The organism is Paraplanobispora siamensis, from assembly GCF_016863175.1.
Taxonomy (GTDB): domain Bacteria; phylum Actinomycetota; class Actinomycetes; order Streptosporangiales; family Streptosporangiaceae; genus Planobispora; species Planobispora siamensis.
Map to the genome: position 1 here is coordinate 135,586 of NZ_BOOJ01000029.1, position 12,897 is coordinate 148,482.

11 protein-coding genes are annotated in these 12,897 nt (G+C 72.4%); 5 read left to right on the top strand and 6 right to left on the bottom strand.

Features of this window, described 5'->3' with window-relative positions; genetic code table 11:
- Window positions 1-73: 73 nt before the first annotated feature.
- On the bottom strand, window positions 74-2,008 hold the full coding sequence (locus Psi01_RS16885) for a S9 family peptidase (RefSeq protein ID WP_204064977.1): 1,935 nt from the start codon (window positions 2,006-2,008) through the stop codon (window positions 74-76).
- Between the two features lie 231 nt (window positions 2,009-2,239).
- Between Psi01_RS16885 and Psi01_RS16890 the strand changes: the two genes are divergently transcribed.
- The gene (locus Psi01_RS16890) at window positions 2,240-3,340 is read left to right on the top strand and encodes a class I SAM-dependent methyltransferase (RefSeq protein ID WP_204064978.1); all 1,101 of its coding nucleotides are present in this window, start codon (window positions 2,240-2,242) and stop codon (window positions 3,338-3,340) included.
- 88 nt (window positions 3,341-3,428) lie between these two features.
- Here Psi01_RS16890 and Psi01_RS16895 read toward each other — a convergent pair whose 3' ends face one another.
- Window positions 3,429-4,190 (bottom strand): SDR family NAD(P)-dependent oxidoreductase, encoded by a 762-nt coding sequence (locus Psi01_RS16895; protein ID WP_204064979.1) that lies wholly within the window; start codon window positions 4,188-4,190, stop codon window positions 3,429-3,431.
- 31 nt (window positions 4,191-4,221) lie between these two features.
- Here Psi01_RS16895 and Psi01_RS16900 point away from each other — a divergent pair, with 31 nt between their 5' ends.
- Window positions 4,222-4,800, top strand: coding sequence for a carboxymuconolactone decarboxylase family protein (locus Psi01_RS16900; protein WP_239127774.1), 579 nt, complete (start codon window positions 4,222-4,224; stop codon window positions 4,798-4,800).
- Between the two features lie 27 nt (window positions 4,801-4,827).
- Here the strand turns inward: Psi01_RS16900 and Psi01_RS16905 are convergent, their stop codons facing one another.
- The gene (locus Psi01_RS16905) at window positions 4,828-5,658 is read right to left on the bottom strand and encodes a helix-turn-helix transcriptional regulator (protein ID WP_204064980.1); all 831 of its coding nucleotides are present in this window, start codon (window positions 5,656-5,658) and stop codon (window positions 4,828-4,830) included.
- 102 nt (window positions 5,659-5,760) lie between these two features.
- Between Psi01_RS16905 and Psi01_RS16910 the strand changes: the two genes are divergently transcribed.
- Window positions 5,761-6,468, top strand: a complete 708-nt coding sequence (locus Psi01_RS16910; protein ID WP_204064981.1) for an SDR family oxidoreductase — start codon at window positions 5,761-5,763, stop codon at window positions 6,466-6,468.
- A gap of 103 nt (window positions 6,469-6,571) precedes the next feature.
- On the opposite strand, the gene Psi01_RS16915 is transcribed toward Psi01_RS16910, so the two are convergent.
- Window positions 6,572-7,459: a hypothetical protein gene (locus tag Psi01_RS16915; RefSeq protein ID WP_204064982.1), complete on the bottom strand. Its 888-nt coding sequence runs from the start codon at window positions 7,457-7,459 to the stop codon at window positions 6,572-6,574.
- Window positions 7,460-7,656: 197 nt separating this feature from the next.
- On the opposite strand from Psi01_RS16915, the gene Psi01_RS16920 reads away from it, so the two are divergent.
- Entirely contained in the window at window positions 7,657-9,087 is a 1,431-nt protein-coding gene (locus Psi01_RS16920) for a glutamate-cysteine ligase family protein (protein ID WP_204064983.1), read from the top strand.
- 93 nt (window positions 9,088-9,180) lie between these two features.
- Window positions 9,181-10,218, top strand: a complete 1,038-nt coding sequence (locus Psi01_RS16925; RefSeq protein ID WP_204064984.1) for a hypothetical protein — start codon at window positions 9,181-9,183, stop codon at window positions 10,216-10,218.
- A 40-nt stretch (window positions 10,219-10,258) separates the two neighbouring features.
- Here the strand turns inward: Psi01_RS16925 and pcp are convergent, their stop codons facing one another.
- The gene (pcp, locus tag Psi01_RS16930; protein ID WP_204064985.1) at window positions 10,259-10,900 is read right to left on the bottom strand and encodes a pyroglutamyl-peptidase I; all 642 of its coding nucleotides are present in this window, start codon (window positions 10,898-10,900) and stop codon (window positions 10,259-10,261) included.
- A 33-nt stretch (window positions 10,901-10,933) separates the two neighbouring features.
- Complete coding sequence (locus Psi01_RS16935; RefSeq protein ID WP_204064986.1) at window positions 10,934-12,841, bottom strand: endonuclease/exonuclease/phosphatase family protein; 1,908 nt, start codon at window positions 12,839-12,841, stop codon at window positions 10,934-10,936.
- Between the last annotated feature and the right edge of the window lie 56 nt (window positions 12,842-12,897).

Consider the following 12,897-nt stretch of genomic DNA (forward strand, 5'->3'; position numbering starts at 1 on the left):
CGCGCGGCCCGGCCTGATCCAGACGACCCGACGGCCCGGCGGGTGCCGGTGAGACGCCCGCCGGGCACGCGGATCACGGGGCCAGGTGCCGCGACCACCACTCCAGGACCGCCTCGAAGCGCTGCAGGCGGTGCCTGGGCCGTCCGCTGCGGGTGAGCTCGTGGCCCTCCCCGGGGAACAGCAGGAACTCGGCCGGGACGCCGTTCCTGCGCAGGGCGACGAACATGCGCTGGGCCTGCTCGACCGGGCAGCGCCAGTCCTCCTCCGAGTGCACCACCGCGAACGGCAGGGTGATCCGGTCGGCGTGGTAGAGCGGGCTCATCGCCCGCTGGGCCTCGGCGCTGGGGCCGCAGTAGGCCTCGGCGAAGTACCAGCCGATGTCGGAGGAGCCGACGAAGGAGTCCCAGGCGTTGACCGCGCGCTCGCTCCAGGCGGCCTTGAAGCGCGACCCGTGGTGGGCGGACAGCCAGCTGGTCATGAACCCGCCGTAGGAGCCGCCCATCACGCCCACCCGCTCCGGGTCGCACTCGGGCTCGGCCAGCGCCGTGTCCAGCAGCGCGAGCACGTCGTCGGCGTCCACGGTGCCGAGCGCGCCCACCACGGCCTGGCCGTGCGCCTGGCCGTACCCGGCCGAGCCGCGCGGGTTGGGCAGCACCACCGCGTACCCGGCGGCGGTGTAGACCTGGGTCTCGTCCAGGAAGCCCCACCCGTGGTGGTGGAACGGTCCGCCGTGCACGTTGAGCAGGACGGGGTGGGGCCCCTCGCCCTCGGGTACGGCCAGCCAGCCGTGCACCGGGTAGCCGTCGCGCGAGACGCCGTTGAGCTCCCGCAGCGGCCGGGTCCCGGCCAGCGGGCCGCAGAAGTCGGCCAGCACCCGGCCCCACGGCTCGGCGTCCGGGCCCGGGTCCCCGCCGGCCGGGACGGCCTCGACGACCTGGCCGGGGTGCTCGGGGGTGGAGAGCGTCGCGACGGTGCGCCCGGCGTCGGCGGCGAACGCCTTGACGTTGGCCCGCTCGCCGAGCACAACGGGCAGCTTCTCCAGCGGCGCGTCCAGCGAGCCGGAGCGCACCAGGCGCACCTCGATCGCGCCGCGCGTGCGCACCGCCACCAGGATCCCGTCCTCGACGGGCACCGGCGTCAGCGGCTCGCAGTCGACGGACTCCTCCTCGGTCAGCCGCGTCCCGGTCGCGGGCTCGCCGCCGATCCGCAGGGGCGCGCGGTACAGGCCGGTGTTGCGGGCCACCGTCTGGACGCCGGTGAACTCCGTGCCGAGGTAGAGCACCTCGCCGCCGGGCAGCGCGACCGGGCAGGAGGCGGAGCCGGCGCTGCGGACCACCAGGACGGGGTCGCCGCCGATCGCCGGGACCGCGTACAGGTCGTTGTGCAGGCTGTCGGGGTCGAGGTCGCGCGGGGCGGAGACCAGCACGTGCTCCTCGTGCCAGAAGGGGTCCTCGACGCCGCAGCGTCCGTCGGTCAGCCGTACCGGCTGGGGGATGTCGGCCAGCACGTTGATCACGTACAGGACCGCCGGCCGGTCCTGGATGAAGCCGATGTTGTCGTAGCGGTAGCGGAAGCGGGTGATCCGGCGCGGCGCCTCGGCCGCGGCCTGCACCCCCTCCTCGGTGCCGTAGCGGCCGGGTTCGGGGCACCGCGCCACGAAGGCGATGCGGCGGGAGTCGGGAGCCCACACCGGGGCGCCCGCCCCGAGTGGCAGGTCGGTGACCGCGCGGGCCTCGCCCCCGCCGGTCGGCATCACGTGCAGTTGCGGCCGGCCGCCCGCGCTCGCCCGCAGGAAGGCCACCCAGGCGCCGTCGGGGGAGATCCGCGGCGCGGTGTCGTGGTCGCCATGGGTGAAGCGCACGGGCGGGCCGTCGTCCGGGATCCGCCACAGGCTGCCACGGTAGGAGTCGGTTTCCAGGTCGGGGTGTGAGACGTCGGTCAGGAGAAGGTCGCCGTGGAGGGCGACGGTGCCGGGGACGTGCAGTAGGGCGAGGTCTTCTGGGCGCATGACCTGGGACGCTATCACTGGGGGACGAACCGGTCACTGGTTGCGGAAAGCCATATTTCTCATCCCTTGACGGACAGGTCTTACCCCTCCATGAGGATCATCTGAAGAGCGGCATGTCGGGATTTGGGGCTGTGCATATCGGATCACGGGTAACGGTTGAGCGATCAGTGATGTCGTGACACGTTGGGAGAAAAGCCGGTGAATGGACATTCCGTGGTCTCTGCCAGAAGAGTGATTTCCCGCGTTGTGTACGGCTCCCGCTACGACCGCGTGCCCTGGGGGCAGCGGATCTACGTTCGCCCGGGCGAGCGCCTCGCCCGCGAGATGCAATGGCGCATGAGACTGCGCCGGGCCCCGGTCATCACCCTGGAGGAGTTCCAGAAGCAGATGGAACTGGGGGAGATCGAGGAGTTCATCACCTGCCACCTGTGCGGCGACACCCGCCAGCAGCCGCTGTTCCGCCCCACCGGGGGCAAGGGCAAGAAGATCAGCTGGAGCTACCGGGTGGTGCGCTGCCCGGCGTGCGGCTTCCTGTACCGCAACCCCAACATCCGGCCCGAGCGCCTGGGCGACCTGTACGCCAAGAACTACAGCGGCTTCCTGACCGGGAACTACGCGGCCGGCCGTCAGCGCCGCTACCGGCTGACCATGGACGCCTTCAGCCCGGTCTTCGACCAGGGACGCGACGGAGACAGGGACCGCCGGCTGCTGGACTTCGGGTGCGGGTCGGGGCTGTTCCTGGAGCTGGCCGAGCAGCGGGGATTCGACGCGGTCGGCATCGACCTGTCGCCCGACTCGGTGGAGGAGGCCAACCGGCGGCTCACCCGGGCCCGGGCCTACTACGGCGTCCCGGAGGAGGTGCCGGAGATCGCCGGGGGCGGCTTCGACGTGATCACCCTCTGGTCGGTCCTGGCCCACCTGCCCCGGCCGATCCAGGACTTCCGCACCTTCCGCGGCCTGCTGGGGCCGGGCGGGGTGCTGCTGATCCTGACGGTCAACGCGGCCTCCCTGCAGCTCAAGGCCTACGGCAGCAAGTGGAACGGGTTCACCAAGAACCACCTGATGTTCTACTCGGCCGAGACGATGCCGGCGCTGCTGCGCCGTACCGGATTCGCCGGAGTGACCTTCGCGCCCTTCTACGGCGACACGGTCGAGGCGGGCACCACCAGGCTGCCCGAGCCGATGCGGCGGCGGCTGCGCCGCAACGTCGAGCTCGCCGACGGCGGGAACATGCTGCGCGCGCTGGCGTTCGCCGACGAGGAGGCGATCGAGAAGTGGGGCGCGGGCATGAAGGTCCGCCGCCTGACCGGCGCGTCCGAGCCCGTCGGCTGATCACTCGGCCCGTCGGCCGACCACGCGGCGCACCGGCCGATCCCGGGTCCACCGGTCGAGCCCGAGGCTCACCGGCAGACCCGGGCCGTCACAGCAGCGTGAGACCGCCGTCCACGGCCAGGACCTGGCCGGTGACGTAGCCCGCCTCGGCCGACAGCAGGAAGGTCACCACGCTCGCCACCTCCCAGGCGGTGCCCTGACGGCCCATCGGGATCATCACCCGGTCCCGGTGCTCCCAGAGCTTGGCCGCGTCCCGCCCGAGAGGCGTGTCGATCAGGCCGGGGGCGACCAGGTTGGCCCTGATCCCCAGGCCCGCGCCCTCCAGCGCGACGTGCTTGGCCAGGCCGACGAGCCCGGCCTTGGAGGCGTCGTAGGCCGGGATCAGGCTGCCGGGACGCAGTCCGGCCACCGAGCCGATGAAGACGATCGACGCGCCGGACCTCAGCAGCGGCAGCGCGCCCTTGCAGATCAGGAAGTGGCCGCGCAGGTTGACCGCGAACACCCGGTCCCAGTCGTCCGCGCCGGTCCCGGCCAGGGCGAGCCCGGCGCCGATCGCGGCGTTGAGCACGATCCCGTCCACGGCGCCCACCCGGCCGGCCAGCGCCTCGCAGGCGTCGCCGTCGGCGAGGTCCACGGCGACCACCTCGGCCCGCCCGCCCTCGCGGGTGATCCACTCGGCGGTCTCGGCGGCCGACTTGTCGTCCACGTCGGCGCAGACCACCGCGGCGCCCTGCCGCGCGGCCTCGACCGCGATCGCTCTGCCGTTGCCGGGCGGCGCGTCCGGCTCGGAGGAGGGGCGGGTCCCCGCGCCCACGACGAGCACACGTTTACCTACCAAGCGATCGTTCACAACGGTGATCGTAGTAAGTAACCTCTGGTCCGTGAATCCCCGAGTCGAGCCGCTGCCGCCCGAGCAGTGGGACCCGTTCCTCACCCGGGTGGTCGAGGGAACCGGCCCCTACCACGTCTTCACCACCCTGGCCCGCCATCCCGCCCTGTTCCAGGCGTGGATCGGCTTCGGCGCCGCGCTGCTGTACGGCACGCTGCCGGCCAGGGACCGCGAGCTGGCGATCCTGCGCACCGCGCACCACCGCGGCAGCGCCTACGAGTGGGCCCAGCACGTACGGCTGGCGCGCGAGGCGGGCCTGACCGACGCCGAGATCGAGGCCGTCCGGGCGACCGGGGCACCCGGTGATCCCGCGACGGCCCGGACGGGGGACGACGGTCCCGCGGCGGCTCGCGGCCACGAGTGGGATCCCGCCGACCGGCTGGTCCTCGACGTCGCCGACGAGCTCCACGCGCGCGGCGACCTCGCCGACGCCACCTGGCAGGCGCTGTGCGCCCGCTACGACGAACCCGGCCGGATCGAGCTCGTCATGCTCGTGGCCCACTACGACATGCTCGCCGTCGTCCTGAACACCCTGCGCGTGCCCGTCGAGGAACCCGGCCGGATCCCGTGACCCGCCTGCCGTACCGGCCGGTCGGGGTCAGCGCGGCGCGTCCTGCAGCATCCTGAGCATCCGCAGCGCGTCGTGGGAAGGGGAGCCGGGGGCGGTGGTGTACAGGACCACCCGCTGGTCCCGGTCGGGAAGGTGCAGCACCTGGCACCACACCTCGATCATGCCGATCAGCGGGTGGTGCATCTGCTTGCGCTGGTCGCGCTGGACGTCCACGTCGTGCGCCGCCCACAGCCGGCCGAACTCCGGGCTGGCGGCCAGCATCTCCGTCACCAGCTCGCCGATCGACGGGTCGCCGGGATAACGCGCGGTGGCGGCGCGCAGGTCGGCGACCGCGGTCCGGGCGAAGCCGCCCCGCTCCGGCTCGCAGAGCCCCATGCGCAGGTCGGAGGAGCCGAAGACCCCGCGGACCATGTTGAGGTCCTGCGGCGCGGCGTCGTCCAGGTCGTGCAGCATGCCCGCCAGCCGGTTCCAGGCGAGGACGTCGTACTTGGCGTCGAGCACGTAGGCGGGGGTGTCCTCCAGCGACTCCAGCAGGTTCAGCACCCCCTCCGGCACCTCCCGGGACGGTCCGCCACCGGGCGCCGCGGCCTCCCCGGCCAGGTGGAACAGGTGCGCGCGCTCGTCGCCGGTCAGCATCAGCGCGCGGGCCAGCGCGCCCAGCACCTGGCGGGACGGGCGGGGACCGCGGGCCTGCTCCAGCCGGATGTAGTAGTCGATCGACATGCCCGCGAGCTGGGCCACCTCCTGGCGGCGCAGGCCCGGGGTGCGCCGGGGCCCGGCCTCGGGAAGACCGGCCTCGCGCGGAGTCAGGCGGGCGCGGCGGTTGCGGAGGAATTCGGCGAGCTCGCTGCGGTTCATGCCTCCAGGATGGCCGCTCGCGGGCCGCCGTGGGTGGTACCGCCGATCCCAGCCTCCCCGGGTCTCTCCCGCCCCGGCCCGGACCCCGGCACGGTGAGACGCATGATCGCTCTCATCACGGGTGCCAACAAGGGCATCGGATACCAGACCGCCAGGCTCCTCGCCGAGAAGGGAGCCACCGTCCTGGTCGGGGCCAGGGACGCCGGGCGCGGGCAGCGGGCCGCCGAGGAGCTGGGGGTCCGCTCCGTCCAGCTCGACGTGACCTCCGCCGAGTCCGTCGCCTCCGCCGCCAAGTGGATCGAGGAGGAGTACGGCGTGCTCGACATCCTCGTCAACAACGCCGGGATCATGGTCTCGCAGGACGATCCGGCGGCGCCCAGCGCGACCCCGGTGGACGCGCTGCGCGCCACCTACGAGACCAACGTCTTCGGCGTGGTCGCCGTCACCAACGCGATGCTGCCGCTGCTGCGCCGGTCGGCGGCGGGCCGGATCGTCAACGTCTCCAGCGGGCTGGCCTCGCTGGCGCGCATGACCGATCCGCAGGATGAGTTCTGGGCCGCCAACTACCTGGCCTACAACTCCTCCAAGGCGGCGCTGAACATGATCACCGTGTCCTACGCCAAGGAACTGGCCGGCACCCCCGTCAAGGTCAACGCCGCCGACCCCGGCTACTGCTCCACGGACATGAACGGCCACAGCGGTCCCCGCGACCCCGAGCAGGGCGCGGCGGTCGCCGTACGGCTGGCTCTGCTGGACGCCGACGGCCCGACCGGCGGGTTCTTCGAGGAGACCGGCACCGCCCCCTGGTGACGGGTGCCCGCCGGAGGTGGGGATCGGGGCGGCCGTGCCTTCGCCGGCCGTCCCGGTCCCCGTCCGCGCAGTCCCGGCGGGCCCTGCCGCCCGGACGGAGGGCTCAGCCCTGCTTCAGCAACTGGGGAGCGTTGTCGATCAGCCAGGTCTCACCGGCCCGCTGACTTGCGGGGTAGCCCGTGGTGAAGCCCCACGACGCGGGCCGCACTCCCAGCGCGGTCAGGATGCTGGGCACCAGCTTCTTGTCGGGCGGTACGGGCAGGTTGAAGTACCACCGAATCTCCTCGGAGATGTGGTCCTGGCGGATCTCCGGGTTGAGCCTCTGCTCCTCGGCGGAGCGGCCGATCTCGTCCCCCAGGAACTTGAGGCTCATGATCTCCCCGATCGACAGCCACTCCTTCCTCACCTGGGCGTACGTCTCGGCTGCCTGCTTTATCCGCTGGTCGAACTCCTGCTGGCTCAGAGTCCCCGTGTTGTCCTTGTTCTGCCGCATGAGCGTGAGGGACTGCGGGTCGAGCGACGGATAGGTGACCTCCGCGAAGATCGAGATCTGCTTCGACCAGCCCGCCTTGTCGAAGATGTGGTCCACGCTCTGTGACGCGGTCAGGTCCACCCAGGCGATCTCCCTTCCGCTCTTCTCCGCGAGCACGAGATCCGGCCGGGTGCCGCCGTGGGTCATCTGCGGGGTGACGGTGTATCCGTCGGGGATCCTGTGGGCGAGGCCCGATCGCTGGTCGCTGACGAACGTCTCGATCACGTAGCCGAAGCAGGCGGCCATGCACATGACGGCCTTGCCCTGCAGGAAGTCGGCCCACATCTCTCCCCACCTGCGGGTGTAGCCGTTCAGGCCGGTCAGCGGGCCGAGACTCGGTACGGAGACCGCGTGCAGGTAAGCCTGCTGGGTCGCCCTGTCGACTTCCTGGAAGAATGCCTTCGCCAGTTCGCTGTTGTCCGGGTTGTTCCTGTCGTATTGCGCGTTCTCGACGGCCATGACCGACCTCCTCGTCGTCGCGGCGACCCGAGCTTCAGTGAACAACGCCCTTCCCGGCCCGGCCACCGGCCGGTTCATTACGGTCCCGGTCCTTTCCTCCCGGTCTGCGCAGGGGTGATTTATGTCTCGCGCAGATTAGAAGGCGGCATCGGGGAAGACGGGAGACATAGGCCAGGACGGATTGAACGGATGGTGTGATGGGTCAGCAGGTCGACAAGGATCGTTACTCCGAGGCGGAGTTCGCCCGCTTCGGGGAGCGGCTGGGGGAACAGCTCGCCGAGCTTCACGAGCTGCTGGCCCGGCCGGGGTTCGGGACGGGGCCTGCGACGATCGGGGCCGAGGTGGAGCTGTTCCTCACCACTCCCGACGGGCACCCGCTCCCGCGCAACCAGGAGGTGCGCGACGTCGCGGGCGACGACCGGCTCACTCTTGAGCTCGGCAGGTTCAACCTGGAGGCCAACCTGACCCCGCTGCCGCTGGCGGGCAGGCCCTTCACCGCCCTGGAGCGGGAACTGCACGAGGTCGTCGCCAAGGTGGACGCCGCGGCGGCGGCCGAGGGCGGCCAGGTGGTGGCCATCGGCATCCTGCCCACGCTCAGCGAGCTGGACTTCAGCCACGAGACGATGAGCGACGAGAGCCGCTACCGGGCGTTGAGCCGGGGCATGCGGCGGCTGCGGGTCGAGCCGTACCGGGTGCGCATCCACGGGGCGGAGAAGCTGGAGCTGGAGGTCAAGGGCGTGATCCTGGAGAGCGCCAACACCTCCTGGCAGATCCACCTGCGCACGGCCCCCGGCGACTTCGCCCGCGTCTACAACGCCGCCCAGCTGGCCACCGGGCCGGTCCTCGCGGTCAGCGGCAACTCCCCGACGTTCATGGGCCGGCGGCTGTGGGAGGAGACCAGGATCGCGCTGTTCGAGGAGTCGGCCGACGACCGCGACCTGGAGCGGCTCGGGCGCAGGGACCGGCGGGTGGCCTTCGGATCCGGCTGGGTGGAGAGCGCCGAGGACCTGTTCGCGGCGTGCGTGCGCGACTACGAGCCGATCCTGCCGATGACCTCGCAGGAGCCGCAGGCTCCCGGGAGCGGGCAGGCCCCCGCCTTGGCCGAGCTCCGGCTCCACCAGGGCACGGTCTGGCAGTGGAACCGGCCGGTCTACGATCCGGCGGACGGGGGCCACCTGCGCGTGGAGATGCGGGCGTTGCCCGCCGGGCCGACCGCCGTGGACATGGTGGCCAACTCAGCCTTCCTGCTCGGGCTCACCTCGGCCCTGGCCGTCGAGCCGGTCGAGGAGTTCCCGTTCTCCTCCGCCTACCGCAACTTCTACCGGGCGGCGATCGACGGCCTGGACGCCTCGCTGTGCTGGCCGGGCCTGCAGGAGGACAAGCCCGCCGCGGAGCTGGCGCTGGAGCTGCTCCCGGTGGCCAGGGCCGGTCTCGACCGGGTCGGGGTGCAGCCGGAGGAGTCCGAGCGGATGCTGGAGATCATCCGGGAGCGGGTGACGCGGCGCCGTACCGGGTCGGTCTGGCAGCGGGAGGCGCTGGCCGCGATGGACGGCGACGCGGCCCGGGTGGTGACGCGCTACAGGGAGCTGGCGCTGACCGGGGAGCCGGTGCACACCTGGCCCCGGTGACCGGCCACGGTGATCGGAAAGGAGACGATCACGGCATACTCATGAACTCCACACCATGATCCGCCAGACTGGTGAAAACGGGGAAGGAGTTCCATGAGTGGTATGAAGGCCGTACCTGCGGAGCCGTTCCAGCTGAGGAGGGGCGGGGGCCCGCCTCCCGGGATCGCCGTGCTGGAGCGCGAGCTCGATCGCGTGCCGCTGAGCACCGTGCTGGCCAAGGCCAACCGGGTCACCGCCAGGAAGGGTCCGGAGGGGGCGGGGGCGTTCGGCTCGATGAGGCCCCGCCCGGCCGACTGGTACACCTTCGACGCCGCCGACAACGACGTCGCCGACTGGTATCCGCAGGGGCTGACCAGCGCCGCCGACGCGGGCGTGTCCGGCAGCGTGTTCGTGGTGAGCTGGTACTTCAAGCCCGTGGACGCTCCGGAGCGGGGGATCCGCCTGTCCTTCATGAACACCGCGACGCTGCGCTACCGGCACGTCCTGCTCGTGGACGTCCGCCCGGACGGGAACATCGTCCCGATCAACATCCACGCCGGAGGCGTGGCCTGGTACGGGGACCTGCTCTACGTCGCCGACACCGTACGGGGCCTGCGGGTCTTCGACGTCCGGCACATCTACGAGGTGAACGGCGAGGACGGCGCCGCCATCGGCAGGCGCGACGGGGTGTACAACGCCTTCGGCTACCGCTACGTGATGCCGCAGGCCGGTTCCTGGAACACGACGACCGGCACCGTCCGCTTCTCCTTCGCCGCCGTCGACCGTACGGCCGAGCCCGACCTGCTCGTCTCCGGGGAGTACGTCGACGACCCGACCAAGGTCGGGCGGGTGGCGCGCTGGCGGCTGTCGGCCGACGGCACCCTGGCGGCCGACGGCGACGGCCTGGCCGCGGCCGTCGACGCCTACGCCATGCCCGTGCAGAAGATCCAGGGCGCCCTCTCCCACGGCCGCACCTGGTATCTGAGCCAGACCGCCGGATCGAGGGGCAACGGCACACTGGTGGTGGCCGGCGAAGCCGTGACCCGGCGGCCGTACCCGGTCGGCCCCGAGGACCTCACCCGGGTGCGCGAGCAGGTCTGGAGCGTGAGCGAGTTCCCCGGGCGCCGCGTGGTGTACGGCGTCCCCCTGTAGGCCCGGTAGGCCCGGGCAGACCCGCAGACCCCGGCGGCGTTCAGTGGATGGCGCCCCCGACCAGCCGCAGGTCGTCGTGGAGCAGGAGCGCGGCCGTCACGATCGCGGTCAGCGCCTCGGCGACCAGCTGCACCGGCATCGACGGCTCGCCGTGGTCGAGCACCTGCTGCGGGGCGTACGGCACATGCACGAACCCGCCGCGGAGTTCGGGGAACTCCGTGGCGATCAGGTGCATGAGGCCGTAGAAGACGTGGTTGCAGACGAACGTCCCCGCGGTGTGCGACAGGCTCGCCGGGATCCCCGCCTTCCTGGCGGCGGCCACGCACGCCTTGACCGGGAGCGTGGCGAAGTAGGCGGCCGGGCCGCCGGGGACGATCGGCTGGTCGATCGGCTGTGCCCCCGCGTTGTCCGGGATGCGGGCGTCGTCCAGGTTGATCGCGACGCGCTCGACCGTGACGGCGTGGCGCCCGCCCGCCTGCCCGACGCACACGACCACCTCGGGCTCGTGCTCCAGGATCGCCTCACGCAGGCGCTCCGTCGCCTCGCCGAAGACGCACGGCAGCTGTACGGCGTGCACGGTCAGCTGCACGGGAGGCGCCTCCGCCACGAGCCGCACGGCCTCCCAGGACGGGTTGACGGTCGCGCCGTCGAACGGCTCGAAGCCGGTGAGCAGTGCCCTCATCGCCGCTCCGCGTGGTTCGTCATAGGACGAACCTTACTTATCGGGCATAAGTGTGACGGCAATGGGGCGGTGGTCCGAGTGCTGGACGTTCGGGTTGGCCTGGTCCGCGCCGGTGAATCCCGGCGTGACCAGCACGTGGTCGATCTGCTCCACCGAGCGGCCGGGGGAGGGGATCGTGTTGAACGGCCTGACCGGGGCGATGGGGTCGGTCAGCCCGGCGTCCATCAGCACCTTCCAGGCGGGGTCCGACGGCTCGATGTTGAGGTCGCCGGCCACGACCACCGGGCGGGAGGCCGCGGCCCGCCGGACGATCCCCGCCAGCTGCCCCACCTGGTCGAGTTCGCGCCAGCCGGGCGGCGGCTGCAGGTGGGTGCCGATCACGGTGATCTCCCGTCCCCGCCACCGCACCCCGACCTCGACCGCCTGCGCGCCGGTGGGCCCGCCCTGGACGAGCACGTGGTTGCGGATCGAGGTGATCGGCAGGTTCGTCAGCACGGCGTCGCCCCACACCTCGTCGGCGGCCGGGGCCCAGACGAAACGCATGCCGAGCCGTTCGGCGATGAGCCGCACGTCGTCGTGGGCGCCGTTGAGCAGCCAGCCCCGGTCGGCCTCGCTGAGCACGATCACGTGCGGCCTCAGCTGCCTGAGCGTGTCGGCCTGCTGCTCCAGAGAGAGCCGGCCGGGCTCGCCGTACCCCATCCGGATGTTGTAGGCCGCGACCCGCAGGCCCTCGCCGGGCGGCTGCCAGGCGGGGACCGGATCCTGCCAGAGCGGGACGGCGGCCACCAGCGCGGCGGCGGCCACGGCGCCCGCCGCGGTCACGGGAAGCCGAGGCCCGGAGCCCGGCTCCAGGCGGCGCAGGCCCCCGGTCGCACTCACGGCGGCCACCAGCAGCGCCGCGGCGATCGGCACCCAGTCGTTGGGCAGGTAGAGGTCGTAGGCGGCGTAGTAGGCGAAGGTCAGCACGACGAACACCAGCATGCCTCCGGCGGCGGCCAGGCCGCGCCGGGCGGGCCGGTCGGCCCCGGCGGGCGGCGGGGAGGCCGCGGCGTAGACGAGGCAGGCGACCAGCGCCAGCTGGCCGAGCACCTGGGCGGCGATCAGCCACGGCGGGGAGACGCCGTGGATGCCGCCGATCACCGGGTGCAGGAAGGCGAACGCCACGGCGGAGACGACCAGGACCGCGCCGGGCAGCAGCGGGTGCGAGCGCCACGGGAGTACGGCGGGCCGCAGCGACAGCACCGCGAACCCCGCCACGATCGCCGCCACCCAGGCCGGGGCTCCCGCCGCGGACTGGGCGTAGGCGGCGTTGCCGGTGTACAGGCCCCACAGCAGCAGCGCCGGTCCGACCAGCAGCCAGGCGCGCGGGGCGCCCGCCCTCTCCCGGAGGTCCACCGGGTGCTCCGCGTCCCCGATCTTCACCGGGCGCTCCGTGTGCCGGGCACGCACCAGGAAGATCGCGAACAGCGCGAGCTCGACGATCACCAGTGCCCGCGGCAGCCCTCCGGGACGCCACATCAGGTCGACGCCGTCGAGCGCGGAGTGGACCACGGTGGAGAGCACGAGCCCCGCGGCCACCCCGGACAGCGCGGGCCGGGCGTCTGCGGCGGTCATGGCCACGGCGACCAGCCAGACCAGCCCGGCCAGCACGCCGGCGCTCGCGGTGTACAGCTGCGCGTCGCCGCCGTCGGTCAGCTGCAGCACGGCCCGGGCGGCCAGCAGCAGCGCCCCGGCGCCCAGCGCGATCCGCGGGGCCGGAACCAGCCGGGCCAGCGGCACCGCCAGGAAGGCCGCCACGAACCACGACAGGGCGTACAGGCCCATCATCTCGGCCGGCGTGCTGCCGGCCCGGCCGAAGAGCGTGATCAGCGACGGCAGGAAGACCCGCAGCACATCGGTCAGAACGAGCACGCCCAGGGCGACGTCCGGGCGGATTCGCATGTCCACCTCCAAGGAATATGAGCCATCCTCGCTTCCTTGGGCCGTCCCGGCAAGAG